This is a genomic window from Vibrio sp. HB236076 (assembly GCF_040957575.1).
Classification (GTDB): domain Bacteria; phylum Pseudomonadota; class Gammaproteobacteria; order Enterobacterales; family Vibrionaceae; genus Vibrio.
This window is the reverse complement of sequence record NZ_CP162601.1, coordinates 1878542-1903488: the sequence shown is the minus strand read 5'-3', so window position 1 is coordinate 1903488 and position 24947 is coordinate 1878542. Positions and strand designations below refer to the sequence as shown.

Genomic DNA, 24947 nt, shown 5'->3' with positions numbered 1-24947 from the left:
TGAACCGTTTTTTTATGCCATTGATACCAATTAATTACACACTATGGTTTATCATTCTCGCGGGTTAAACTCAGTAAAATAAGAATATCCATCTAACTAAATAGTGGGTCACCTTTGCGGGTTAGAAAAACTTGATATCATTGTTAAGAAAACCACAGGTTGAATAAAAATTATGGTCTTTTCTTGCTCTGCGCTAAGTCTATTTTTCCGTACTATCAATGACGAAATACCGAATTAGATTGGTGTAAGGCGACGTGTAACCTAACAATAAATGTGATATTTGGCAAAACGGGGAGGGAAGATGTTTTGGCGTAATGGAGAGTTGATTGAGCATATTGATGTTCGCGACCGAAGTTTTCAATATGGCGACGGATGTTTCACCACTTTATTGGTTAAAGAGCGCGTGATACAACACTGGCCTTTACATCAGCAACGGTTGCAATTAGCTTGTCAGCGCTTGGGGATTGACATGCCGAATTGGTCTCAGTTATACAGTGGCGTACAATCTGTGATACCGGACTTACCTCGTGTGGGCGTTAAAATTCACCTCTCTCGCGGTATGGGGGGGCGTGGCTATCAATGCCAGGGCGTTGAGGGGCCTTCAGTCGTTATTAGTACCTTCGATTATCCTTTGCACTATCAGCAATGGCAACGCGAAGGGATCGCATTGGCTTTGTCAGATGTTAAGCTTGGCCTTAATCCTTTGTTAGCGGGGATTAAGCACAATAACCGTCTAGAACAAATTCTCGCCAAACAATCACTGCATGATGACAACGGCTGTGATGCTGTGATGCTTAATATTAATGATCATGTCATTGAAACTACAATAGCCAATTTATTTTGGTTCAAAAACAATGTGCTATATACTCCCAAACTCGATCTGTCCGGCGTTTGTGGTGTTATGCGCAAAGTCGTCATAGAGACGGCTGAACGGTTGGGCATAGAATGTCGACAAGGCGATTATTTCGTATCTGACCTTTTGAGTGCGCAAGAAGTCTTTACCACCAATTGTCTAATGGAAGTGGTTCCGGTCAATCAGTTCTTAGGGCAAGGCTATGTATCAAAAACAATAACTCAACGATTGCAGGAAGAAATACTGTCGTGATTAAAAAAAGTTTACTCGTGTTAATGGTCATTCTTTTACTGGTAGTGGCATCGGTTTGGTGGACTCTGCAGAAAACAGAACAATGGTTAACACAACCTCTTGCGGTGACTGAGCCTCGCTTGTTAAAGGTGCCCGCAGGCAGTAATTACCACAGCGTGATTCGCCAATTTGAATCCCAGCATTGGATTGAAGATTCGGTGCTAAAAAAGATCGTTCCTCGTTTACATCCAAATTTGATCAAGGTTAAAAAAGGCACTTATCAAATCGAGCCGGGTTTGAGCTTACAAGAAGCGCTCAACACGATCGTGTCAGGTCAAGAACATCAGTTTTCAATGACTTTTATCGAGGGCAGTACCTTTTCACAATGGCGGGCAACCTTAGAGGCAAGTTCGCATTTGCAACATACCCTCAATGAGCTAGACGAAGCACAAATTGCAAAGAAGTTAGGCTTAGATACGGACAAAGTCGAAGGGTGGTTATTGCCTGAGACTTACCATTATACCGAAGGCACGACAGATTTGGCGATACTCACTTGGGCACATCGAAAACTGTCGAATGAATTACAGCAAGCTTGGGACAATAAACAAGCTGACTTACCGCTTGAGACGCCGTATCAAGCTTTGATCTTGGCGTCGATCATTGAAAAGGAAACGGCGATAGACAGCGAAAGAGGCACAGTGGCGTCGGTTTTTGTCAATCGTTTGCGAAGAGGGATGCGATTACAGACTGATCCAACGGTGATCTATGGGATGGGAGCGGCTTACGATGGCAATATTACTCGTAAGGATCTTCGTCAGCCCACTCCGTACAATACCTATGTGATTAAAGGGTTGCCACCAACGCCGATTGCGATGGTCAGTGCACAATCGATCCGCGCGGCCTTAAACCCACAACAGAGCCCGTATTATTATTTTGTTGCAACCGGCAATGGTGGTCATCGTTTTTCTAAAACGTTGGCTGAACACAACCGCGCTGTACGTGCTTATCTACAAGAGTTAAAGAAAAAATGAGTCATGGAAAATTTATCGTTATTGAAGGCCTAGAAGGTGCGGGCAAAAGTACCGCCATTAAAACGATTAATCAGGTATTACATCAGGCTGGTATCACTGACATTATCAACACCCGCGAGCCTGGCGGTACGCCACTTGCCGAGAAAATGCGCGCACTTGTCAAACAAGAAGTCAAGGGTGAAGAACTTGAAGATATGAGTGAATTACTTTTGATGTACGCTGCTCGTTTGCAATTGGTCAACCAAGTGATTAAGCCTGCGCTCGCGAAAGGGCAATGGGTAGTTGGTGATCGCCATGATTTATCTTCTCAAGCCTATCAAGGGGGAGGGCGTCAAATTGATCCACAAATCCTGACTCAATTAAAGCAACTGACGCTCGGTGAGTTTACACCGGCCCTGACCTTGTATATGGATATTGAACCCAGCCTAGGGCTCGAACGCGCTCGTGGCCGCGGTGAACTCGATCGCATTGAAAAAATGGATCTAAGCTTTTTTGAACGCAGTCGCGAACGCTATTTAGCCTTAGCTGCGCAAGATGAGTCCATTATGATTATCGATGCGAGTCAATCCATTGAAAAAGTGAGTGAGCAAATTCGCCACTTGCTGTTGGCATGGCTAGCGACGCAATCGGGGGTATAATGGCACTTCAACCCTGGTTGCAAGAGACTGCACAGCACTGGCTCAGTGCGATTGAAGAGGAAACCATCGGACACAGTCTCATTTTGCATTCTGAGGTAGAGCTCGGGGCAGAAGCAATGATTGAGCTGTGGGCTGGGAGTCTTTTATGCCCACACCCTGGTCACGCTTGTGGCTTTTGTCATAGCTGTCAATTGTTAGACAGTGGTAACCATCCAGATTATCACCACATCCAACCGGATAAACCCGGTGGCAACATTACCGTTGATCAAATTCGGCAAGGGCTTAAACAAGCGCAGGAGTCTTCTCAGTTAGGTGGTAACCGGGTGTTTGTTATCACTCCTGCAGAGCAGATGAATACGGCGGCGGCCAATGCATTACTGAAAACCTTAGAAGAGCCAAGTCAATCGAGCTTTTTTCTATTGGTATGTCAATCCCCCAAGCGTTTGCTTGCGACTATTCGCAGCCGTTGCCAACTGTGGTCACTGCCGTGTCCTAGCCCTTCACAGGCTTTGGAATGGTTGGCTGAGCAAGGTCATAAAGACGTTCCTGCATATGTGATGACACTGGCTCAAGGCTCGCCCATGGCGGCAAAGCAATGGTTGGATGACAAACAATTCGCTGAATTTGAAATAGGCCAATCTCTTTTAGTCAATACTATGACCCGCAGTGATAGTGACCCAATAGATGCGGTGTCTTGGTTGGAAAAAAATCCACAACGCCACGGGCAGTGGTGGTGGTTTTTACTCAGTGATGCGCAAAAAGTCAGATTTGGTCAAGTGGGGGACTTTGACGAAATTAGTAGACGCTTAGCGCATTGCGACTACGACGTCTTGTATCGTCAAAGTCAGGCATTGGCGCGTTTATTGTCGCAACTTCAAGCGCAGCCAGGCCTTAATACGTCGTTACTGTTTTATAACTGGTTAATAGAAACAAGAGAGCATTTATGTTTATAGATTCACATTGTCATCTCGACAAACTCAGCTATGGCTCACAACACATCGATGTCAAGGACGCGATTGCCAAAGCTCGCGCCGCCAAGGTGGAGCAATTACTCAGTGTCGGTGTGAGTTTAGAGGCTTTTCCTAAAATGTTGGCGATGATTGAACACGATCCAAACGTTCACGCATCTTGCGGGGTACACCCGTTAGACGTTGAAAGCGACTTTGAGTTAGGTCAGTTTGTAGAATACGCGAAACACCCTAAAGTCATTGCCATCGGCGAAACAGGGCTAGACTATCATTACTCTCCTGAGACGAAAGCATTACAGCAACAACGCTTCGAGCAACAAATCGAAGTGGCCGTCGAATTAAACAAGCCGTTGATCATTCACACTCGCGATGCTCGTGCCGACACACTAGCGATGTTGAAAAATGGCGGTGTTGAGCGATGCAAAGGGATCATTCATTGCTTTACCGAAGATCTCGACTTTGCTGAGCAAGCCATGGCGTTAGGCTTTTATATTTCCATTTCTGGTATCGTGACCTTTAAAGCGGCCAAAGAATTGCAGCAAGTGGTCAAATCGTTGCCAATGGAGCGCTTATTAATCGAAACGGACTCGCCTTATTTGGCGCCTGTCCCTCATCGCGGTAAAGAGAATCAACCAGCCTATGTCGTTGAGGTTGCAGCATTTATTGCTCAATTGAAAGGTTGTTCTTTAGCAGAGGTGGCAAAAACCACGAGTGAGAACTTTGAGCGGCTGTTTAAATTAGGTTAAAAAGTCAAGCGAGCGCAGTAGGAATGACGGAGTCCTCACCTCATTATTTCAACATAGAGTTTTTACTGCTTCTTCCCTTTATATCGATGGATTTTTTTCTTATCAGAGGCTAGGAGCTTTAAGTTTAACCTTAGCCTTTGAATCATGAGCGCCTTTTATTTTACCTGCTTATACATATACGATAAAGCTTTTGTGATTAATGTCACAAGACTATTTTGAAAATGTTCAATAAATCACCGTGTTGTTTTATTTCTACAGACTGTATCTTTATTACAGATTAACGTAGGTTTTTATTTAAATTTAATAAAAACAGATACTTAAAATACATTTTGTGTTGTTTGTTATTTGTTCAATTGTGATCTAATACTTGTTTTTGAACATTCCTTTTTCTCTCTGTAGCATCCTTGATGGTCATCAATATATATTTAGAGCCGAAAAATAAACTTGTAGTGTTTATTTTTTGTTCATGTTCAATGTCACAACGGGGGTGGTGACATTAACTTGATTTCATCTTTATTTTGCTTAGGAGCACAAATTATGAAAAGCTTTTTTAGTAAGCTGTCGCAAGCGCTTATGCTACCGATTGCCTTACTGCCTGCTGCTGGTATTATGCTTGGTATCGGAGGTAGCTTTACCAACCCAGCCATGATCGAAGCCTACAACATCGGCATTTTAGAAACCGGTTCAGCATTGAACAGCTTCCTACAAGTCATGACAGCCGCTGGTGGGATTGTTTTTGCCAACCTACCTGTTATGTTCGCCTTGGCGGTCGCGATTGGTTTTGCCCGTACAGAAAAGGGGGCAGCGGCGCTAGCGGCATTGATTTCCTATCTCGTTATGAACGTAGCGATTGCAAAAACCTTAGTGGTTGGCGGTATGATTGACACGGCAAGCAATACCGTTGTGTTGCTTGGTGAAAGTTACCCAGGTGTATTAACCAACACACTTGGCATTGAAAACACCTTAAGTATGGGGGTGTTTGGCGGTATTATTGCTGGTGCTTTCTCGGTTATCTTGCACAACAAGTACTCACAAGTAAAATTGCCAGATTATCTTGGTTTCTTCGGTGGGGCGCGCTTTGTTCCTATTGTGAGTGCATTTGCCGCACTTTTCTACGGTATTGTTTTAACGTTTATTTGGCCTTTTATCGGTGCCGGTTTTGGTGCGATAGGTCAAGCTCTTGGTGAAATGACGGCCAGTGGCCATGGCTATATTGCCTCATTTTTGTTTGGTGTTATTGAGCGTTCACTGATCCCTGTCGGCTTACACCACGTCTTCTATTTGCCATTGTGGCAAACCGAGATTGGTGGGACGGCAGAAGTCGCTGGTCAATTGATCAAAGGGACACAAAACATTTTCTTTGCCTCGCTTGCCACTGGGGATTTTTCACAATTTACTTCAACTAACTTCATGACCGGTAAATTCCCATTCATGATGTTTGGTTTACCAGCGGCTGCTTATGCGATGTACAGCTTGGCAGACAAAGAGAACAAAAGCGCCGCCGGCGGTTTGCTATTTTCTGTTGCCTTAACCGCGTTTTTGACCGGTATTACTGAGCCAATTGAATTTACTTTCTTGTTCTTGGCACCTGCCTTGTACTATTTTATCCACGTACCATTGGCCGGTATTTCCTTTATGTTAATGGATATGCTCAATGTCAAAGTGGGTATGACATTTAGTGGTGGCTTTATCGACTTCACACTATTTGGTTTATTACCCGGCCTTACCGGTACAGCTAACCATTGGTATTACATTGTGGTGGTTGGCCTTGCTTATGCGGTACTGTATTACTTCCTCTTCCGTTGGTACATCGTTAAATTTGATGTCCTAACGCCAGGGCGTAAGGGCAGTGCGGTTGCCGTTGTGTCTAAGCAAGATTATCAGGCTGCCAAATCGGGTAATGTCGCTCAATCTTCTGGCAGTCAGATTGATGAGATGATTGCAGCGCTAGGGGGCGCAGATAACTTGGTGGATGTCGATGCTTGTATTACTCGATTGAGAATTACCGTAAAAGATGGCTCACAAGTTAAAGATAATGCGTATTGGACGTCTCAGCTTGGTGCAAAGGGCTTAGTAAAAGTCGGTGAAACGGGCATTCAGGTCATTTATGGCGCTCAAGCTGCTGGCTATAAAGCTGAAATTAATGAGCGTTTAGGCCGCTAGTGAGTATGGGGTTAAAGTATCGACGCTGCGGGGCTTTTGTGATTGATGTACTGATCGCAAAAATGTTCACTCAAGTGATCATGGAAGCGGTGCTGTTGATGCTCCATCATTTACAACAAGGTGAGGGCTTTTGGCTCTCACCGGATAAGTATTATTCTTTGCCGGTATTATTGGCGATGTATTTACTGATGCTTTTATTGTATCTCGCAGTTTATCTCGGTTATCAAACCGTGTGTTATCACTTTTTAGGGCAATCACTGAGCAAGTATTTTTTGCGCTTAAAAGTATGTGACCGAGAGGGTCGAGACTTAAGTAGTAAACAGTATCTATACCGGGAATGCGATAAAATGCTGTTGAGTTTAGCGACCTTGGGGTTGTATCCCTTGTATGCAGCGGCGCAATGGGTCAGCTTTGGTCATCTGAGTTGGCATGATAATAAGCACTTGACGCAAGTTATCGATTCCTAGCTTAGCGCTAATATAGTTTCTACCAATCTAACTCAATAGGTGGTTACCCAAGATGGCTAAAAAGCTTGATAACATCGTTAAGAAAATTAACTGTAGAATAATGAGTTAGATTCTTTTCTTGCTTTGTTCTTAAGCGTTTATTTCGCGCTATCATTGGCCACATACCGAATCAGATTGGTATTACTTGTCACGGCGAAGTCTGATATTCAACCAATAGAAAAGCCAGTGTATTACACTGGCTTTTTTTATCCTTGAATATAAAAAATACGATTAAAAAATAAATAGTCAATAAGGGAACTTTGTCGGTTTTTTTAACATCCCTTCACCCGTTACTGACATTGATATTGTCATTTTTCCCTAATCTAGATGTTATTCCACGAGCAAATTTTCACCCAAGCTTTGGCTGTGTATCTTCGCAAAGGTGTGATTTGGAAATGAAGTGGTTTGAGCAGGCTAAGTATACACAATGTGTTTAAACCCTGAATGATCGTGAGAAACTTAACTCAATGAATAACAAAAAGGTTTTATTATGAAAAAGTTAGCAGTGATTTTACTGGCTTCAGCGACACCACTTTTTGCCCATGCCGCGCCAAGTCCAGATGCCAATTATGATCAAGGCCTAGATGTGGGTATTGCCTTTGACCAAGGATTAAGTGGCGTTTTGGAACTCAATGATCAATATCGTTTTACTTTGGGTAACGATGGTGGCGCTTTTGACTACATTTTTAAACGCGGAACCTTCAATGCTAACGTTCCCTTTAGTTGGTATACCGGTGTCGGCGCCTGGACCGAATGGGATAACCGTCACGATGATGACTTTGGGGTTCGCGTACCGCTTGGTTTAAACATGGCGTTAACTAACCACGTTGAGACTTACGCTGAAGTTCAACCTGCTCTGCAAATACACGATGACACAGAGTTAGAGCTGGGTGCCGCGATTGGTATTACTTACCGTTTCTAAGCGTATCTGAGTAAGAAAATAAAGAACATAAAAAAGCCAAAGCATCGTTTGCTTTGGCTTTTATCGTTTAAAGTGTCATGCGACTTACTTATTCATTGCTTTTCGAATGCAAAGCACCGCACCGCCCCAGGTAATACCAAGGCCGATAATCATCATGATAATTGCGCTGGTTGCCATATTAAAACTCCTTTTTGCTGAAGGTATTGACGGCAATACTTGCAATAAGTAAGGCCAAAATCATGCCCCATCCTAGGGTTAAGTCATAACCGCCATAGCCTTCGTTAAACAAAACTGAGAACTTGGTGACAACAATGAAAACCAAGATAATCGGAGTGATAAATCGAAGACACAGTTCAAACCAAGTGCCGATAGTAAAATCAGACACCTTGTTGACATAATCGCGAACATCCGCAATTTTAAGTAGCCAGGTCATGAAGAGAATTTCAACCAAACAGCTGGTCATAATACCGATGTTGTTGGCGAAATGATCGACTAAATCGAGTAATAGCAAGCCGCCGTTGGTGGCAAACGCCATCGAAATGACAAAGCCTGATCCAATGACGATGGTGGCGGCCTTGCGACGGCTCCATTTCATTTTGTCGATAACAGCAGAGGTAACCGCTTCGACAATAGAAATGTGTGAGCTGATGCCCGCAACCACAAGAGCAAAAAAGAACAAGGGGCCTAAAATGTAAGGCGCCGGCAGTAAGTTAATAGCCGCGGGTAGGGTAACAAACGCCAAGCCAACACCGGCACTCACCACGTCTGTTAATGGTTTTCCTTGTTCTTGTGCCATATAGCCAAGAACGGAGAAAATCATAATACCAGCTAAGATAGAAAAGCCGCAGTTAAGCAACACGGTTATAAAAGCGTTATTGCTAATGTCTGATTTTTCAGGTAAGTAGCTTGAGTAGGCGAGCATAATAGAAAAGCCAATACTCAAGGTGAAGAAGATCTGACCGTAGGCGGCTGCCCAGACTTGGGCATCCCAAATTTTGCTAAAATCAGGTTTGAACATGTATTCAATCCCCGACAAAGCGCCTGGTAATACTGACATACGAGCAATTAACAACAGCACCAAGACCAATAAAATAGGCATGAGTACTTTAGACATGCGCTCAATACCCGATTTTACGCCGCCGACGATGGCTAAATACGTAACAGCCCAAGCGATAGCCATTGAGAGGGCTATTTTCCATTGAATACTGCCCAGATTAGTTGGTGAGTTATCCCCTAAGCCTAAATAACTGCTAAAGAAGAAAGCATTGGTGTCGCTTCCCCAACCTTGGTTGAAAGAAAGACCAAAATAAGAGATAGCCCAACCAATTACGGCGACGTAGTAAATACCAATAATGGCAGCGATGCCAACTTGGAACCAACCTAGCCACTGCATTTTGCGGCTAATTTTTGTCCAGGTTTTGGCTGCTGAGCCGCGGTATTTATGTCCCATACTAAATTCTAGGATCATAAAAGGAATACCGGCGGTGATCATGGCGAAAAGGTAGGGGATAAAAAAGGCGCCGCCGCCATTCTCATAGGCCATATAAGGGAAGCGCCAGATGTTACCTAGGCCAATTGCCGAGCCAACGGCTGCTAGGATAAATCCAGTACGAGATCCCCATTGTTCTCGTTTCATAGTAAGTTACTCCAATATTACATATGGGTCTTCAAAACACGGTGGTGTGCTGAGCACGTTATAGGTATTGATCTTGTGACTGTGTGAAGACGGTCGTTAAAGTGTGCGATGTGTGAGGACGGCAGCACCGTCCGTAGCAAAGAGGCTACCTATTTAAAATTGTCAAATCAATAGATTGTACTGGTTACATATCAACTTGACCTGAAGGGTGATGTTTTGAGTCTCTTGCTTTATGTAAGTCAAAAAACTGCAATTAACGTATTTTTTGGGTGTAAATGGTAAAAATGAAGATTTTTGTTGAAATATAATTCTGATTTTGTTTGTGCGTTTTTATTTCATATTTTTGTAATTAAACCAAACTATCTGATGAAATAGGCTAAAATGAAAGCATGTTTTGATGTAGGTCAATGATGAAAGCAACGAATACCCGTTAAATAGTGTTATTACACAGTGAAATGAGGTGAGGGAGAAGGCGATGGAAATTGAGTTAAAATGCAGTTTGATTGTAGTTGCGATTATTATGACTTCGATCCTAGCAGTGGGGTTGATCGCCATCAACTAATGGGTTTGATTGCCATTATCGAGTAAGCAGGTTATTCTGAAATAATGATACGAACTTCATTAATAACTTCAGAATCCTCATATTTTGAACCCGAGCAAGCGGTGGGATACATCCGAGGAAAAAAAGCGTTAGTCACTCAAGGGGGTGGCCAGCGAGGTATTTTTACCGCGGGGGTACTCGATGCTTTCTTAGCCTCTAACTTTGATTTTTTTGATGAGTTTTTTGGCACTTCTGCAGGGGCATTAAATTTGTGCCCTTATCTTTGTCGTCAGCCTGGTCTGGGCCGTGATTTTATCTATGAACTGACCACTCAAAATGATTTTTTCAATTTGTTTTCTTATACACGAGGCTCGCGTGCCTTGGGTTTAGACTGGGCGATGAAAGCGATTCAAGCGTCTCCTTATCACCTCAATATTGAACAGGGACGCCGTTACCTCGGTCAGCGGCACGCTGTCGCCGCGGTGACCAATACCGCGACAATGCACGATGAGTACTTACCTTTTCTTGGCCGTGATTGGTTATCGACATTAATCGCGACTTGCGCGATCCCCAAATTGTACCCACAACCGGTACACATCGCTGATAAAACTTACGTTGACGGTGGGGTTTCAGCTTCGATTCCCGTGCAAGAAGCGTGGCGACGCAGTGCGCGTTTTATCACTGTGATTCGCACTGAGCCTTGTGTCGAGGCGAGTGATAGTAATGAGACGGATGACCAACAAGTACAAGAGGGCATGGTATACCGATTTTTACAAAGCCAAGATGCTTGGTATGACAAGTTGACGTCGTTGAAATCAGATTGGCAAGCCTACTTGAGTCAACAGTTGCCTTTCCTCAATCAGGATAATAAAGTTCCCCGTACTCTGAACGGCGAGCGTTGGCTTTATGGTGCGAAAGATATCACCCGCCTCAGTCACCTTTTTGGGGGGAAAATTGATTCGCAGCTTGCCGATATGTTAATGGTTCACTATCAAACCTACCGCTTGACATTGGACTTTTTAAATCAGCCCCCAGAAGACTGTTTTATCGTGCAAATTGCACCAGATCAGCCACTGAAAACGCGCTCTCTTTTGAGTAAAAAAGACGATTTATATCACGACTATGAGCTTGGTCTTGCCGCGGGTGAGCGATATTTAGCACAGGTTGATTCGGTGCTGAACAAGCCGGCTGATTACAAGGTAGATATGAGTCATAATGTCAGTGATCTCAATCAGAACTCATCGCCATAGGCACCGTGTAATACGGGGAATTTTGACCGCGATACTTATCGCGGCAGTGATAGATGACTCAAAGCAAGATATTGAATTGTGACTGGGCTCACGAGATAGCCTTCTTCTTCTTCACAAGCGCGTTACAAAAGCAAAAGATGCCTCTGTATTTTATGTCGGAGTAATCAATGTACATGGCTCAACCTGGTCACATTGACCAAATTAAGCAAAACAACGCAGGAAGAGTATATCGTCTTATCGATCAACACGGGCCTATCTCCAGAATTGACCTATCGAAGCAAAGCAGCCTGGCACCGGCCAGTATCACCAAAATCACTCGGGAGCTTATTGAAGGCCACTTAGTGGAAGAAATTGCTCTGGGCGTGGCTGTTGGGCGCGGCCGTCCCGCGATTGGTTTACGCGTTAAGCACCAAGGTTGGCAGTTTTTATCTTTGCGTTTAAACCAGAATGTACTGTATTTGGCTTTGCACGAATTGGGTGGCGACTTATTAATTGAGCATAGAGTGAATCTGACTTGCGTTGATCAAGAAGGCTTTTTGGATGCGTTACTGACGGAAATTCAACGATTTCTTCAGATGTATCAAAGCGTCGTTGATCGTTTGACGAGTATTGCGATTACCTTACCTGGCTCAGTTGACCCTAATAGTGGGCGTGTGTTGTCGATGCCGAGTTTTCAAGTGTCAAACCTAGAGCTTGGCAAGGCGGTATATCAAGCGATTGGTTTGCCTGTCTTTGTTGGTAACGATGTGCGTTCATGGGCACTGGCTGAACAAATGTATGGCCATTCTAGTAAAAGTCACAATATGGCTCTCGTTGATTTTCAAGATGACGTGTCCGCGGGGGTGATTGTCAACGACGCTTTGCTGCATGGCGCTCAGGGCAATATTGGCGAATTGGCTCATATTCAAATTGACCCAAATGGCGAATTGTGTACTTGTGGTAATCGAGGTTGTCTAAACACCTTGGCGAGTGTTGAATCGCTCAAACGATTTTTGCAACAAGAGCTCAATCAGGGCAAAAAGTCAATCTTAAGACTGACGCCACAATTAACGATTGCCGATATTTGTCAGGCAGCCAACAACGGTGACAAACTCGCCTTTGCTGGCATTGCTCATTTAGCCAAACACTTGTCAAAAGCGATCGCTATTATTGTCAATCTCTTTAATCCAGAAAAAGTACTTTTAGCGGGTGAGATCAACCAAGCAAGCTTGATTTTGTACCCTATGCTTATTGAGGAAATAAAAAAACAGACGCCGAAGACACACCACCAAGAGCTCGTATTAGAAGCCGCTTATTTGAGTCATACCACAACCCTACCAGGGGCGGCGTTAGTCAAACAAGCGATGTACGATGGTGAACTGTTGATGAAAGTGATTGAAGGTTGAATGGTGACCCCTTTTAAGCACAAAATCCGCATATATTGCATAAAGCCCATCGCAATGTTTGCGCAAAAGTAACCTTTGCGTTAGCTTTAGAGTAATTGTACAAGGTTATCACCAATTTGACTTAATATTTGGTCACCTTAGCCGAGTTAAAAAGTGATAGCGTGATTAAAATAGTCACCGACAAAATACCTATTTGGCTTCTTGTTTGATGAGAACGTGCTTTGCCTTGTGATCACGTGTTATTTTCATGATCACAGTGATCGCAACTTTAATCAGATCGAGATAACAAACTTAATCAATTATTAGGATGCCTATGTCTGGGGTTTTAAACAGTGTCGACCAACGAACCAAACTCGTTGGAGAGAATCGATTAGAATTGCTGCTTTTTAGCTTAAACAGCCGTCAACTTTTTGCCATTAACGTGTTTAAAGTTAAAGAGGTTATCAAAGTTCCACCTATGACCAAGCTACCCGGCTCTCACTACAACATACGTGGGGTTGCCACTTTACGTGGTGAAGCGGTCCCTGTGATTGATTTACGTCAGTCGATTGGTTTTCCACCGTCTCGCCTTGAAGACGTCGAAGAAAACCTCATCATCACAGAATATAACCGCACCACCCAGGGCTTTTTGGTTGGGCAAGTGAAAAATATTATCAACACGGCTTGGACCGAAATTCAGCCGCCGCCAAAAACATCGGGTCGAGACAACTTTTTAACTGCGATCACTCATATTCAAGATAATGATCAGCAACGTATTGTTGAGATTATCGATGTTGAAAAAGTGTTGGCTGATATTGTCGATTACGATGTGACGATTTCAGAAGGGGTGTTGGACGAACAACTGGTACCAAACCTTGTGGGGCGTAAAGTGCTTATTGCCGATGACTCTTCAACGGCTCGCAATCAAATTAAAGATACTCTATCTCAATTAGGTATTGAAATCATTGCCTGTGAAGACGGTATGCAAGCGTTGAACTTACTGAAATCTTGGTGTGACGAAGGACGTAATCCCGTTGACGAATTGCTGCTGATGATCACCGATGCTGAAATGCCGGAAATGGACGGCTATAAATTAACGCATGAAGTGCGCAGCGATCCGAGAATGGCTGATCTTTACATTACTTTGAATACCTCATTGAGTGGGGCTTTTAATAAAGCGATGGTCAAGAAAGTCGGCTGTAATCAATTCATTTCCAAATTTCAACCCGACTTGTTAGTCAAAGTTGTTCAAGACCGAATGAGAGAAATCGGTATTTGATCTTGTTATCCAGAAAAGGCGAAGGCTTGCAATGCCACACTGACATGGACTGTCGTGTGGCATTTTTGTTATCGAGAATGGATATTTGTCCTAATCTCTTTTCTTCTACCAGTGATTATCCCAGCGATGCTATCGAAATTTTACCCGCTATTGAATTCGACTGGGATTATTTAGGTTGGGCATCAAGGCATTGACCATGAGTGTCTTGCATTTCTGGCGACATCAAATACAAGTACAAAGGCATGATATCAAGCGGTGTTTTTAGCGTGCCCGGATCTTCTTGGGGCTTGGCCTGTGCTCTCATTGCCGTTCTTGTCGCGCCTGGATTAATCGCATTAACCCGAATCGGGGTGTTTTTGGTTTCGTCAGCGAGCACTTGCATCATGCCTTCGACGGCAAATTTTGAAATGGCATAATTTCCCCATAATGCCCGTCCTTGATGGCCAACTGTCGAACTGGTGAAAAGAATTCTCGCAGCGGGAGCGCGTTCGAGTAATGGCCACAATACTTGGGTTAATCGCAAGTTAGAACGCACATTAACTCTGAATAATTGATCAAAGCTCGCCATGTCTGTTTCGGTTAATGGGGTTAATTCACCTAATAGGCCAGCACTGTGAAGCAAGCCATCGACAGTTGGACTGTGGGTTTCAATTTGTTTTGCGAGGTCTTGATAGTCGTTATCGGTGGCGGTGTCGAAATCAAATGAGTAGAACCAGTTTTTCGTGTTGAATGACTGCTCAATTTCGCTTGATAATTGTTTGAGCTTAGTTGTACTTCTGCCTAATAGGACCAAATTGGCACCGTGTTCGGCATAACTTAGGGCCGCTTGACGACCGATACCATCACTTGCACCGGTAATAACGATGGTTTTTTGTTGGAAAGCATCGGGTTTGGTTGAGTATGTTGGCATGTTTCATCCTTAATCGATTGCGTTTATTTAAGCATTCATGACAAGATAGTTACCATACAGTAAATCCAAAGAATAGAGGAATATAGCGTGGATTTTTTATTTGATTATGGTCTTTTTTTGGCCAAAATTGCCACCTTTGTGATCGCTCTGCTGGTGATTTTGGTGCTGGTTAAGTCGAGTAACCAAAGAAGCGGTGCACAAAAGGGGCATTTGGAGGTGTTGGATCTCTCTAAGCAATACCGTGATAATGTCGAGCAACTCAGTGAACATTTAGTCGATGAACAACAGCGTAAAATACAGCAAAAACAAGAGCGAAAAGCAGAAAAAGCCAAACAAAAAGAACAACAAAAATCGCTCAAGAAAGCAGCCAAAGAAGGCAAAGTGCTTGAAGAACGCCAGCCACACGTCTTTGTGTTGGATTTTAAAGGCGGTATTGATGCCAAGGAAGTGTCTTCACTAAGAGAGGAAATCAGTGCGATTTTAGCCGTTGCCAAGGAAGGAGATGAAGTCTTGCTAAGGCTCGAGAGCGGCGGCGGCATGGTGCACGCTTATGGCTTGGCGTCTTCTCAGCTCGATCGTATTAAAAAGGCCGGTTTGCCCCTGACCATCTCAGTCGATAAAGTGGCGGCAAGCGGCGGTTATATGATGGCGTGTGTCGCAGATAAAATTGTATCCGCTCCATTTGCCATTGTTGGCTCTATCGGGGTTATTGCTCAGATACCCAACTTTAATAAAGTCTTAAAAAAATACGATATTGAGTACGAGCAACTGACCGCTGGTGAATACAAGCGCACACTGACAATGTTCGGTGAAAACAGTGATAAAGCTCGGGATAAGTTCAAGCAGGAGCTGGAAGAGACACATGGTTTGTTTAAGCAGTTTATTGAACAACACCGACCGAGTTTAGCGCTCGATGAGGTTGCAACTGGCGAGCATTGGTTTGGTATCAAAGCCCATCAATTAGGCTTAGTGGATGAATTGAGCACCTCAGATGAATTGTTAGCCACAATGTGCCAAGAGAAATCAGTATTGCAAATTCGTTATGCTCAAAAGAAAAAGATCTCCGATCGCCTCTCTGGTGCAGGAGCGAAGCTCGTTGATGGGGTACTGCTCAAACTGGCAGAACGCGGCAAAGAACCGATTGTGTAAACCGCGATAACTGTCATTCAAGGGAAATTGTTTGATCGCATAACCTATTGTTTCTAAGTCAGTCATGAGTCCTGAAATATGGGCTCATACGCGATTAAGCTCGAAAAACAATAGCATTACGCCTATAATGCCCGCGCATGAAAAAGGTGTTCGATTGATAAACCGTTAAATGGAGAAAAGTATGTCCTCATTCCCTCCTATTGTGACCGTGGACGGGCCGAGTGGTGCCGGTAAAGGTACTTTGTGTATGCGCCTTGCTAAAGCGTTGGGTTTTCATCTGCTCGATTCTGGGGCGATTTATCGCGTTTTGGCTTTAGCGGCGATTCACCACGGTGTAGATACCGAGTCGGAAGAGGCATTAGTTCCGCTCGCGACGCATCTTGACGTTCAATTTATCGCCGAAGGTGACTTGGTTAAAGTGATCTTAGAAGGCGAAGACGTCTCTTCGCAATTGAGAAAAGAAGAAACGGGGATGGCGGCCTCAAAAGTTGCCGCGTTTCCGCGAGTGAGAGAAGCGCTGCTGCGTCGCCAACGCGCTTTTGAGGGGGAGCCTGGCCTTGTCGCTGATGGTCGAGATATGGGGACCATCGTTTTTCCGCAAGCCAATGCGAAACTGTTTCTTGACGCCAGTGCAGAAGAAAGGGCAAATCGTCGCCTCAAACAGTTGCAAGATAAAGGGGTTAATGTTAAATTTGACGCCCTTTTAAGCGAGATTCGCGAGCGCGATGACCGCGATAGAAATCGCGCTGTGGCACCACTTCGTCCCGCAAGTGATGCGTTAGTCATTGATTCTACGTCAATGACAATCGATGAAGTTGTCGCGAAGGCGTTGCAATACATAGAATCTAAATTGGTCGATTAATCGGCCAATATGGAACGTCGGTCACACGGATGATGACTGGCTAAGTAAATAACCCCATGCGGTAGGATACCCGTGGACGTTTAAATTAATTGAAGATTAAATAATGACTGAATCTTTTGCTCAACTCTTTGAAGAGTTTCTAAACGAGACTGAATTCCAACAAGGTACTATCGTTAAAGGTACTGTAGTTGCAATCGAAAACGGCTTTGTACTTGTTGATGCAGGCTTAAAATCTGAATCAGCAATTCCTGCTGAGCAATTCAAAAACGCTGCTGGCGAACTAGAAGTTGAAGTTGGTTCAGAAGTAGATGTTGCTCTTGATGCAGTAGAAGACGGTTTCGGTGAAACTCAACTTTCTCGTGAGAAAGCGAAGCGTCACGAAGCGTGGATCGTTCTTGAAAAAGCATACGAAGAAGCTGAAACTGTTGTTGGTATCATCAACGGTAAAGTTAAAGGCGGTTTCACTGTTGAACTAAACGGTATCCGTGCTTTCCTTCCTGGTTCTCTTGTTGATGTTCGTCCAATTCGCGACACAGCTCACCTAGAAAACAAAGAGCTAGAGTTCAAAGTTATCAAGCTTGATCAGAAGCGTAACAACGTTGTTGTTTCTCGTCGTGCTGTTATTGAATCTGAAAACAGCGTTGAGCGTGATGAGCTTCTTGAGAACCTTCAAGAAGGTGCTGAAGTTAAAGGTATCGTTAAGAACCTTACTGACTACGGTGCATTCGTTGACCTTGGCGGTGTTGACGGCCTACTTCACATCACTGATATGGCTTGGAAACGCGTTAAGCACCCATCTGAAATCGTAAACGTTGGTGATGAGATCACTGTTAAAGTTCTTAAGTTTGACCGTGAGCGCACTCGTGTTTCTCTAGGTCTTAAGCAACTTGGCGAAGATCCATGGGTAGCAATCGCGAAACGTTACCCAGAAGGCCACAAGCTTTCTGGTCGTGTTACTAACCTAACTGACTACGGCTGCTTCGTTGAAATCGAAGAAGGCGTTGAAGGTCTAGTACACGTTTCTGAAATGGATTGGACTAACAAGAACATCCACCCATCTAAAGTGGTTAACGTTGGCGATGAAGTTGAAGTTATGGTTCTTGAGATCGACGAAGAGCGTCGTCGTATTTCTCTAGGCCTAAAACAATGTAAAGCAAACCCATGGCAGTCATTCGCTGAAGCGCAAGCTAAAGGCGACAAAGTAACTGGTAAGATCAAGTCTATCACTGACTTTGGTATCTTCATCGGTCTTGACGGCGGCATCGACGGTCTTGTTCACCTATCTGACATCTCTTGGAACGTTCCAGGTGAAGAAGCAGTACGTGAATACAAGAAAGGTGATGAAATCTCTGCTGTTGTACTTGCTGTTGATGCAGAGCGTGAGCGTATTTCTCTTGGCGTTAAGCAAATGGAAAACGACCCGTTCAACGCATACGTTGCTGACAACAAGAAAGGTACTCTTGTAAACGGTACTGTGGTTACTGTTGACGCTAAAGGCGCAACCATTGAACTTGAAGATGGCGTTGAAGGTTACTTACGCGCTTCTGAAATTTCACGTGACCGCATCGAAGACGCAAGCTTGATCTTGAACGTTGGTGACAGCGTTGAAGCTAAATTCACAGGTGTTGACCGCAAGAATCGCGTTATCAACCTTTCTGTGAAAGCGAAAGACGAAGCTGAAGAGCAAGAAGCAATGGCTTCACTGAACAAGCAAGATGATGCTTCATTCGGTAACGCTATGGCAGATGCATTTAAAGCAGCGAAAAGCGAGTAATTACTCCTTAAGTTGATAAAAAAGAGCGTGTAAACGCTCTTTTTTTTATTCAAATTATGCTTGAAAAAATACGTTGTGTCATACCCACCTAGTCACTCATTGCCCCTACATGATCTGTGCCCCTAATCGGTAACAACTCGCGAATAGTATTAAAACCCCGGGTAGAATAGTGAGTTAGATAGGCGTCTTTTTTAAACATTGACGCTGTTGACAACCTGCATCGCTGTGATCATTGACCACAGACTTCATCAGATTAAGACACTATCGCTTACTCTGGTTCTTTGAACTGGCTGGCGGTTTTCGATCTCTTGAGAGCAGGTGGACATGACTGACTTCAAAAACTGGTTGTTTTTTATTATATTTAAACAGCAAGTGTTTGTTGAAACACATAATACTGTCTATAATGTTAAAAAAAACCGGAGAAGGTGATCATGACTAAATCGGAACTTATTGAAAGATTGTGTGCAGAACAAACTCATCTTTCAGCCAAAGAAATAGAAGATGCAGTAAAAGATATCATCGAACACATGGCGACAACGCTTGAGTCTGGGGAACGCATTGAAATCCGAGGTTTTGGCAGCTTTTCTTTGCATTATCGCGAGCCTCGAGTTGGTCGTAACCCTAAAACAGGCGATAAAGTTGAACTCGAGGGTAAGTACGTCCCACACTTCAAACCAGGAAAAGAGCTGCGCGAACGCGTCAACTCAGTCCACTGATCTTCTCAATCGAATTTTTTAAAAGCGGTGTACATAGCGTATACCGCTTTTTTATGCGAGAATTCACTTCTTACAAACGTTTGACCCTTGTGTTCAGATATGAACCTCGAACTGCCTGTTATAGGAAGGGATTATTATGAAAATTATAAAAATCGTCATCGTTGTCTTGTTGTTTTTGTTGGCACTTGCCTTGGGAGCACAAAATCAATCATTGGTAAGTGTTAATTACTTAGTAGCAAAAAGTGAAGTCCATTTATCGATGCTCATTGGCGTGGTCTTTGTTCTGGGCTTTGCTGCCGCTGCTGTGTTATTTTCGGCAATGCATTTCAAACTCAAACTACAAAATCGCCGTTTAACGAAAAAAGTCAGCCAATTGGCCATTGAGTCAGATCGTAGCGTTCAGGTTGATAAATAAGGCCTAGGGTACATGCTTGAATTACTCTTTTTGTTGTTGCCGATTGCCGCTGCCTACGGTTGGTATATGGGGCATCGCAGTGCACAACAAGAGAAGCAAAAACAGTCATATCAGATATCGTCAAAGTATGTAGCAGGTTTAAACCTTCTCCTGTCTGAGCAATCTGATAAAGCCGTTGATCACTTTATCGAACTATTACAAGTTGACAACGAAACGATTGATACTCACTTAGCTTTAGGCAACTTGTTTCGTTCAAGAGGGGAGGTCGATCGGGCGATTAAAATACATCAAAACTTGATCTCCCGCTCTGGCTTAACACTTGAGCAAAAGAATCTGGCACTTAAGCAATTGGCTAAAGATTATATGGTGGCCGGTTTACTTGATCGCGCTGAAAAAATCTTTGAACAGTTGATAGAAGAGCCTGAATACCGTCAGTCCGCTTTAAAACAGTTGGTGGTTATCGCTCAACAAACACGGGAGTGGGCGAGAGCGATTGATTACGCATTACAACTTAAAAAAACCGGTTACAAAAAAATCAGCCGAAACATTGCCCATTACTACTGTGAACTGGCCATGATTGAAAAATCCAGTGGGCAGCACAAAGCGACCATTCAGTATTTCAAAAAAGCACTCCACGAAGACCCTCAATGTGTTCGTGCCAACCTCTCTCTTGCCAAACTTTACTTAGAATTAGCGCAATATCAAAATACCATTGAATGCTTAACCGAGGTGCTCGATCAAGATATTGATTTTGTTAGTGAGGTTCTGCCGACATTACATGAATGCTATCAACATTTAGGTCAAGAAGCGCAATGGGCTGAGTTCTTGCGTTTGTGTATCAGTAAAGAAGCGGGTGTTAGTGCTGAGTTGATGTTGGCAGAGTTGGTTGCCACTCATGATAGTTTGGGCGCCGCACAAGATTTGCTTACAAGACAGCTCATTAAAAACCCGACCATGAAAGGCTTTTATCGCTTGATGGATTATCATTTGGCGGAAGCAGAAGAAGGTCGTGCAAAACAGAGTTTAACCACATTACAGTCGATGGTTGGAGAGCAATTAAAAGCTAAGCCCCATTATCGGTGTCATACTTGTGGCTTTGCAACGCATTCTCTTTATTGGCATTGCCCATCATGTAAAGGTTGGGGAACGATTAAGCCTATCCGTGGCTTAGATGGAGAGTAGTGAGTGTGATCTAAATAACGATACGGATGCCAAAAAAACTGGCAATGATAGCGACTAAGGTCGCTGTTTTTTAATATTGATAATTCGATCATGAAACGCATGGCACCACAATGTCGCGATGGGTGTGTTTCTGGTTAAAAAAGCTCGTATACCTTGTTGGTAAAGGAAAGAAAATGAACGATCCAAAAATAATTGTCGCCTTAGATTTTGAGCAGCAGTGTGATGCATTGGCTTTTGTTGATAATGTTGATCCTAAGTCATGCCGACTAAAAGTGGGTAAAGAGATGTTTACCTTATTTGGCCCTGAGTTTGTCAAGCACTTGCACCAGCGTGGGTTTTCTGTCTTCTTAGACCTCAAGTTTCACGATATCCCCAATACTTGTTCAAAAGCCGTGCGTGCTGCAGCGGAGTTGGGCGTTTGGATGGTAAATGTTCATGCAAGTGGCGGTGAGCGCATGATGACAGCGTCAAGAGAGATCCTAGAGCCTTATGGCCAAGATAAGCCATTGCTGATTGGGGTGACGGTACTAACCAGTATGGAGCAGCAAGACTTGTCAGCGGTTGGCATCACCACCTCGCCACATGAACAAGTGTTGAATTTAGCAACCTTAACACGCAATGCAGGCCTAGATGGGGTCGTTTGTTCTGCTCATGAAGCGAGCTCACTTAAGGCGAAGCTGGGTAATGACTTTACCTTAGTCACGCCAGGCATTCGCCCTGTGGGGAGCGCTCAAGGTGATCAGCGTCGAATTATGACGCCTTTAGAAGCACGCCAAGCGGGATCGGATTATTTGGTGATTGGTAGGCCGATCACTCAAGCCGAACACCCTGCTACTGTATTACAGTCTATTAATCACGAACTCGGATTAGTGTAACTGAATCAAAAGCGATTTGCGTGATGCCATGTGACGAGAATTTATTACTTAAATTGTGTTAATGGCAGCACGCAATGAAGAAGAGTGAACGGTGAGATTAGGCTGGATAGCCACTGTGAAATTTAAAGTCTTGATCAGGGCTTTGAATCAAATCCGCTTCAACTTGACCAAAAAATGCCACGCGCTCTGTGATGTCAAAAGGCGAAATCTCTTGTGCTAAAGTGAGGTAGTCTTGGTAATGCCTCGCTTCCGAGCGCAGTAGAGATAAATAAAACTTGCCGATATCGTCATCGAGATGGGGGGCAATTTTGGCAAAGCGTTCACATGAACGTGCTTCGATGTAAGCACCAATAATCAACTTGTCTACTAAGGTATCTGGCTCGTGGGTTTTCATATGAGTTAACATGCCTTTGGCATAGCGACTGGCACTGACATTTTGATAGTCAATCCCTCTCGATTCCATGATTTCAAGCACTTGATAAAAATGGTGTAATTCTTCTTTGATTAGCATAACCATCTTATCAATTAATACCTGACTGTAGGGAGTTCCGGCCTTCGCTTTGATTGCCTTGGTGATCTGGCTTTTCCCCTTGAGTGTTTCAATACTGCCGATTTGTCGATAAGCAAAATCTTCATACGGTTTAAACCAATTTAACAACACTTCTCGACTTTCTGGCTCAACGGCGTAACGGCGAATCAAATACATGGCAGACTGCCCCGCTTTTAATTCACACAATAGATGATCGATAAGTAAGGTAGCCAGGTTGTCGGGTTTGACGGCTTGATCGATCCAAGCCTGTGGTGTTTCACAATGCAAAAATTGGTTAATTGGCGACAGCAATGGTAAATGTGGAGAAATATCTATCATATTGGCAATACTTTAGGGTGGTAAGGATGAAAATAACAGGTAAGTAGTTTACCATTTTTTCTTGTCGCCGAACAAAGCGGCCATGTCATCATTGCGCTCGCGATTTTCCATTTCTTCACGTTCAACGGCGTCGCGGGATTGTCGTTGTTGATCCAAATCGCCTAGCATGGTTTCTAGTTTTTCTTTCGCTTGCTGAGAATAACTGTCGCTTTTACTGCTTAACGCGTCTATGCCTTTGCGGAGAAGTTGTAATGCGGTGCCACTCTGTCCTCGACTAATAGCATCATTCGCTCGTTTGATGACATTTTCAATGTTAATTCGAATTTGCATGCTTTCTAAACGGCCGTTTTCATTGACGTAGGCTTGTGTATCCATACGGCCTTTGTTGTGTTCATTGCGCACCGTTTCACGTAATTTTTTGACAATTTTAAGCATGGCAATGGCTTGTTTATCATTGGCGGGAATCTTAAACGACGTGGTTTCTTCATCGTTAAAATTACTGTCGATATCGGCCAATTGTTGCTTCATGGTCGCAATACGAGTGGCAACTTGTTTGTTCTTGGGATCGAGTTCTAGCATCGATTGCAAAGCGTCGAGAATGCGATTGTTCAAACACAGCAATAACGGTTTACTAAAAGGAACATTGTTAGCGTGACCAAGTAGTTCTTCAGTGCTGTCAATGACGGCAACATAGCGAGCAGTTTCTTGCTTTTTGATCGTTTCAACTTTGCTTTTGTATTGCAGCATAATGTTATAGCCGAGAACGAGGACGAGTAAAATGGCAACGAGTGCAATGATTAAACCAATATTCATAGATAGATATTCTGCTTTAAATACGTGAAATTGCTAAAAACAGCATACACCATCTTTAATTTCATCGACAGATAATATCTGCTGTTTGTCCAATATTTTTGTCAGTTAATGACAAAGTCTGTGATTGATAATACAGATTGTTGATGATGTATTTCGACTGAATTGGCCTTAAAGTGCGTGACGCGAATACGTATAACTAAAAATTATATATGTTCTGTGCTAAGGCAATAATGTTATAATGATTTAATAATGTCTCGATGAAGTTTGGCGGTCAAGCATGAAGTTACAACAACTCAAATACATAGTCGAAGTGGTTAATCACAGTTTGAACGTCTCAGCAACGGCGGAGAGTTTGTACACCTCACAGCCCGGAATCAGCAAGCAAGTGAGGTTGCTTGAGGATGAGCTTGGCATTCAAATATTCGAGCGCAGTGGTAAGCACCTGACAAGAGTTACTCCAGCGGGTGAAGAAATTGTACGTATTGCCCAAGAGATTTTGTCACGTGTTGACGGGATAAAGTCGGTGGCCAGTGAACACACCCACCCGGAAGTTGGAACCTTAAATATCACCACCAATCACACTTTGGCAAGGTATATACTCCCTGAAGTGATTAAGCCTTTTAGCGACCGGTTTCCACAGGTCGGTTTGCACTTACATCAAGGCGCACCTGAGTTAATGGTTGAGTCTTTAACCAAAGGCGCGGCGCACTTTGCCATCGTTAACGAATCAGTACAGGCGTTACCTGATGTGGTGGCATTACCTTGTTTTCAGTGGAATCACGCCATTTTAGTTCCTAAAGCACATCCATTTGTCCAACAAAAGCACATCAGCTTACAAGACTTAGCTGACTGTCCTTTGGTGACCTACACCTACGCATTCCAGCGAGATTCAGAACTAGAACTCGCATTTGGACGCAATGGCTTAAGCCCTAAAGTTATTTTCACCGCCAGCGATGCCGATGTGATCAAAACCTATGTTAAATTGGGTATAGGGGTGGGGGTCGTTGCCAGTATGGCGGCACAGGTGAGCGATGACCCCGAGCTTGTGGCCATTGATGTTAGTCATCTCTTTAACCCTTGTGTGACACGAGTTGTGTTTCGTCGTGGCAGCTTTTTGCGCTCATACATGTACGATTTTATTGTTCGTTTGGCGCCACACCTAACCAAGCCGCTTGTGGAAGCCGCTATGATGTCGAAGTCAAACAGCGATGTGGAAGCGCTGTTTGACGACGTCGCTTTACCCAGTCGTTAAGTC

24 protein-coding genes are annotated in these 24947 nt (G+C 43.7%); 19 read left to right on the top strand and 5 right to left on the bottom strand.

What is annotated here, in order from left to right; translation table 11 throughout:
* The first annotated feature begins 301 nt into the window (after window positions 1–301).
* From pabC to AB0763_RS08355, 8 genes are all read left to right on the top strand, one after another.
* Window positions 302–1105 carry an aminodeoxychorismate lyase gene (gene pabC, locus AB0763_RS08390; RefSeq protein ID WP_306100305.1) on the top strand — a complete coding sequence of 268 codons (804 nt, stop codon included), beginning with the start codon at window positions 302–304 and terminating at the stop codon, window positions 1103–1105.
* Window positions 1102–2115 carry an endolytic transglycosylase MltG gene (gene mltG, locus AB0763_RS08385; RefSeq protein ID WP_306100304.1) on the top strand — a complete coding sequence of 338 codons (1014 nt, stop codon included), beginning with the start codon at window positions 1102–1104 and terminating at the stop codon, window positions 2113–2115. The genes pabC and mltG overlap by 4 nt, the downstream gene beginning before the upstream one ends.
* Window positions 2112–2753, top strand: a complete 642-nt coding sequence (tmk, locus tag AB0763_RS08380; protein WP_306100303.1) for a dTMP kinase — start codon at window positions 2112–2114, stop codon at window positions 2751–2753. Before mltG ends, tmk begins: the two co-directional genes overlap by 4 nt.
* A complete protein-coding gene (holB, locus tag AB0763_RS08375; protein WP_306100302.1) occupies window positions 2753–3706 on the top strand; it encodes a DNA polymerase III subunit delta' in 954 nt (317 codons plus the stop codon). Before tmk ends, holB begins: the two co-directional genes overlap by 1 nt.
* On the top strand, window positions 3697–4467 hold the full coding sequence (locus AB0763_RS08370) for a TatD family hydrolase (protein ID WP_306100301.1): 771 nt from the start codon (window positions 3697–3699) through the stop codon (window positions 4465–4467). Before holB ends, AB0763_RS08370 begins: the two co-directional genes overlap by 10 nt.
* 537 nt (window positions 4468–5004) lie before the next feature.
* Window positions 5005–6630, top strand: a complete 1626-nt coding sequence (locus AB0763_RS08365; RefSeq protein ID WP_306100300.1) for a PTS transporter subunit EIIC — start codon at window positions 5005–5007, stop codon at window positions 6628–6630.
* 5 nt (window positions 6631–6635) lie between these two features.
* Window positions 6636–7097, top strand: coding sequence for an RDD family protein (locus AB0763_RS08360; protein ID WP_306100299.1), 462 nt, complete (start codon window positions 6636–6638; stop codon window positions 7095–7097).
* A 529-nt stretch (window positions 7098–7626) separates the two neighbouring features.
* Window positions 7627–8058, top strand: coding sequence for a hypothetical protein (locus AB0763_RS08355; protein WP_306100298.1), 432 nt, complete (start codon window positions 7627–7629; stop codon window positions 8056–8058).
* Between the two features lie 84 nt (window positions 8059–8142).
* Here the strand turns inward: AB0763_RS08355 and AB0763_RS08350 are convergent, their stop codons facing one another.
* Window positions 8143–8235, bottom strand: a complete 93-nt coding sequence (locus AB0763_RS08350; protein WP_306100297.1) for a MetS family NSS transporter small subunit — start codon at window positions 8233–8235, stop codon at window positions 8143–8145.
* A 1-nt stretch (window position 8236) separates the two neighbouring features.
* The gene (locus AB0763_RS08345; RefSeq protein WP_306100296.1) at window positions 8237–9694 is read right to left on the bottom strand and encodes a sodium-dependent transporter; all 1458 of its coding nucleotides are present in this window, start codon (window positions 9692–9694) and stop codon (window positions 8237–8239) included.
* Window positions 9695–10300: 606 nt separating this feature from the next.
* Here AB0763_RS08345 and AB0763_RS08340 point away from each other — a divergent pair.
* The 3 genes from AB0763_RS08340 to AB0763_RS08330 all read left to right on the top strand — a co-directional run bounded on the left by AB0763_RS08340 (window position 10301) and on the right by AB0763_RS08330 (window position 14128).
* Window positions 10301–11485 carry a patatin family protein gene (locus AB0763_RS08340; protein ID WP_306100295.1) on the top strand — a complete coding sequence of 395 codons (1185 nt, stop codon included), beginning with the start codon at window positions 10301–10303 and terminating at the stop codon, window positions 11483–11485.
* Between the two features lie 167 nt (window positions 11486–11652).
* Window positions 11653–12870 carry an ROK family protein gene (locus AB0763_RS08335; protein ID WP_306100294.1) on the top strand — a complete coding sequence of 406 codons (1218 nt, stop codon included), beginning with the start codon at window positions 11653–11655 and terminating at the stop codon, window positions 12868–12870.
* 313 nt (window positions 12871–13183) lie between these two features.
* Window positions 13184–14128: a chemotaxis protein CheV gene (locus tag AB0763_RS08330; RefSeq protein WP_306100293.1), complete on the top strand. Its 945-nt coding sequence runs from the start codon at window positions 13184–13186 to the stop codon at window positions 14126–14128.
* A gap of 166 nt (window positions 14129–14294) precedes the next feature.
* Here the strand turns inward: AB0763_RS08330 and AB0763_RS08325 are convergent, their stop codons facing one another.
* Complete coding sequence (locus tag AB0763_RS08325) at window positions 14295–15038, bottom strand: YciK family oxidoreductase (protein WP_306100292.1); 744 nt, start codon at window positions 15036–15038, stop codon at window positions 14295–14297.
* A gap of 87 nt (window positions 15039–15125) precedes the next feature.
* Here AB0763_RS08325 and sohB point away from each other — a divergent pair, with 87 nt between their 5' ends.
* The 7 genes from sohB (at window position 15126) to pyrF (ending at window position 22011) form a co-directional block, all read left to right on the top strand.
* Window positions 15126–16187: a protease SohB gene (gene sohB / locus AB0763_RS08320; RefSeq protein ID WP_306100291.1), complete on the top strand. Its 1062-nt coding sequence runs from the start codon at window positions 15126–15128 to the stop codon at window positions 16185–16187.
* Between the two features lie 181 nt (window positions 16188–16368).
* Complete coding sequence (gene cmk, locus AB0763_RS08315; RefSeq protein ID WP_306100290.1) at window positions 16369–17049, top strand: (d)CMP kinase; 681 nt, start codon at window positions 16369–16371, stop codon at window positions 17047–17049.
* 103 nt (window positions 17050–17152) lie between these two features.
* Window positions 17153–18823 (top strand): 30S ribosomal protein S1, encoded by a 1671-nt coding sequence (rpsA, locus tag AB0763_RS08310; protein WP_306100289.1) that lies wholly within the window; start codon window positions 17153–17155, stop codon window positions 18821–18823.
* Between the two features lie 431 nt (window positions 18824–19254).
* Window positions 19255–19539 (top strand): integration host factor subunit beta, encoded by a 285-nt coding sequence (ihfB, locus tag AB0763_RS08305; protein ID WP_306100288.1) that lies wholly within the window; start codon window positions 19255–19257, stop codon window positions 19537–19539.
* A 136-nt stretch (window positions 19540–19675) separates the two neighbouring features.
* On the top strand, window positions 19676–19954 hold the full coding sequence (locus AB0763_RS08300; RefSeq protein WP_306100287.1) for a lipopolysaccharide assembly protein LapA domain-containing protein: 279 nt from the start codon (window positions 19676–19678) through the stop codon (window positions 19952–19954).
* Window positions 19955–19966: 12 nt separating this feature from the next.
* Entirely contained in the window at window positions 19967–21136 is a 1170-nt protein-coding gene (gene lapB, locus AB0763_RS08295) for a lipopolysaccharide assembly protein LapB (protein ID WP_306100286.1), read from the top strand.
* A 173-nt stretch (window positions 21137–21309) separates the two neighbouring features.
* Window positions 21310–22011 (top strand): orotidine-5'-phosphate decarboxylase, encoded by a 702-nt coding sequence (gene pyrF, locus AB0763_RS08290; protein ID WP_306100285.1) that lies wholly within the window; start codon window positions 21310–21312, stop codon window positions 22009–22011.
* Window positions 22012–22108: 97 nt separating this feature from the next.
* Here the strand turns inward: pyrF and AB0763_RS08285 are convergent, their stop codons facing one another.
* Window positions 22109–22879: a tRNA isopentenyl-2-thiomethyl-A-37 hydroxylase MiaE gene (locus AB0763_RS08285; protein WP_306100284.1), complete on the bottom strand. Its 771-nt coding sequence runs from the start codon at window positions 22877–22879 to the stop codon at window positions 22109–22111.
* Window positions 22880–22927: 48 nt separating this feature from the next.
* Window positions 22928–23692, bottom strand: coding sequence for a DNA repair protein (locus tag AB0763_RS08280; RefSeq protein WP_306100283.1), 765 nt, complete (start codon window positions 23690–23692; stop codon window positions 22928–22930).
* 277 nt (window positions 23693–23969) lie between these two features.
* Here AB0763_RS08280 and cysB point away from each other — a divergent pair, with 277 nt between their 5' ends.
* Window positions 23970–24944, top strand: a complete 975-nt coding sequence (gene cysB / locus AB0763_RS08275) for an HTH-type transcriptional regulator CysB (protein ID WP_306100282.1) — start codon at window positions 23970–23972, stop codon at window positions 24942–24944.
* Window positions 24945–24947: the final 3 nt, after the last annotated feature.

What these genes read in the sequence shown, in the direction of transcription:
- pabC (WP_306100305.1), top strand. Translation starts at nt 302, where the DNA reads ATGTTTTGGCGTAATGGAGAGTTGATTGAGCATATTGATGTTCGCGAC.
- tmk (WP_306100303.1), top strand. Translation starts at nt 2,112, where the DNA reads ATGAGTCATGGAAAATTTATCGTTATTGAAGGCCTAGAAGGTGCGGGC.
- holB (WP_306100302.1), top strand. Translation starts at nt 2,753, where the DNA reads ATGGCACTTCAACCCTGGTTGCAAGAGACTGCACAGCACTGGCTCAGT.
- AB0763_RS08370 (WP_306100301.1), top strand. Translation starts at nt 3,697, where the DNA reads ATGTTTATAGATTCACATTGTCATCTCGACAAACTCAGCTATGGCTCA.
- AB0763_RS08365 (WP_306100300.1), top strand. Translation starts at nt 5,005, where the DNA reads ATGAAAAGCTTTTTTAGTAAGCTGTCGCAAGCGCTTATGCTACCGATT.
- AB0763_RS08360 (WP_306100299.1), top strand. Translation starts at nt 6,636, where the DNA reads ATGGGGTTAAAGTATCGACGCTGCGGGGCTTTTGTGATTGATGTACTG.
- AB0763_RS08355 (WP_306100298.1), top strand. Translation starts at nt 7,627, where the DNA reads ATGAAAAAGTTAGCAGTGATTTTACTGGCTTCAGCGACACCACTTTTT.
- AB0763_RS08350 (WP_306100297.1), bottom strand. Translation starts at nt 8,235, where the DNA reads ATGGCAACCAGCGCAATTATCATGATGATTATCGGCCTTGGTATTACC.
- AB0763_RS08345 (WP_306100296.1), bottom strand. Translation starts at nt 9,694, where the DNA reads ATGAAACGAGAACAATGGGGATCTCGTACTGGATTTATCCTAGCAGCC.
- AB0763_RS08340 (WP_306100295.1), top strand. Translation starts at nt 10,301, where the DNA reads ATGATACGAACTTCATTAATAACTTCAGAATCCTCATATTTTGAACCC.
- AB0763_RS08335 (WP_306100294.1), top strand. Translation starts at nt 11,653, where the DNA reads ATGTACATGGCTCAACCTGGTCACATTGACCAAATTAAGCAAAACAAC.
- AB0763_RS08330 (WP_306100293.1), top strand. Translation starts at nt 13,184, where the DNA reads ATGTCTGGGGTTTTAAACAGTGTCGACCAACGAACCAAACTCGTTGGA.
- AB0763_RS08325 (WP_306100292.1), bottom strand. Translation starts at nt 15,038, where the DNA reads ATGCCAACATACTCAACCAAACCCGATGCTTTCCAACAAAAAACCATC.
- cmk (WP_306100290.1), top strand. Translation starts at nt 16,369, where the DNA reads ATGTCCTCATTCCCTCCTATTGTGACCGTGGACGGGCCGAGTGGTGCC.
- rpsA (WP_306100289.1), top strand. Translation starts at nt 17,153, where the DNA reads ATGACTGAATCTTTTGCTCAACTCTTTGAAGAGTTTCTAAACGAGACT.
- ihfB (WP_306100288.1), top strand. Translation starts at nt 19,255, where the DNA reads ATGACTAAATCGGAACTTATTGAAAGATTGTGTGCAGAACAAACTCAT.
- AB0763_RS08300 (WP_306100287.1), top strand. Translation starts at nt 19,676, where the DNA reads ATGAAAATTATAAAAATCGTCATCGTTGTCTTGTTGTTTTTGTTGGCA.
- lapB (WP_306100286.1), top strand. Translation starts at nt 19,967, where the DNA reads ATGCTTGAATTACTCTTTTTGTTGTTGCCGATTGCCGCTGCCTACGGT.
- pyrF (WP_306100285.1), top strand. Translation starts at nt 21,310, where the DNA reads ATGAACGATCCAAAAATAATTGTCGCCTTAGATTTTGAGCAGCAGTGT.
- AB0763_RS08285 (WP_306100284.1), bottom strand. Translation starts at nt 22,879, where the DNA reads ATGATAGATATTTCTCCACATTTACCATTGCTGTCGCCAATTAACCAA.
- AB0763_RS08280 (WP_306100283.1), bottom strand. Translation starts at nt 23,692, where the DNA reads ATGAATATTGGTTTAATCATTGCACTCGTTGCCATTTTACTCGTCCTC.
- cysB (WP_306100282.1), top strand. Translation starts at nt 23,970, where the DNA reads ATGAAGTTACAACAACTCAAATACATAGTCGAAGTGGTTAATCACAGT.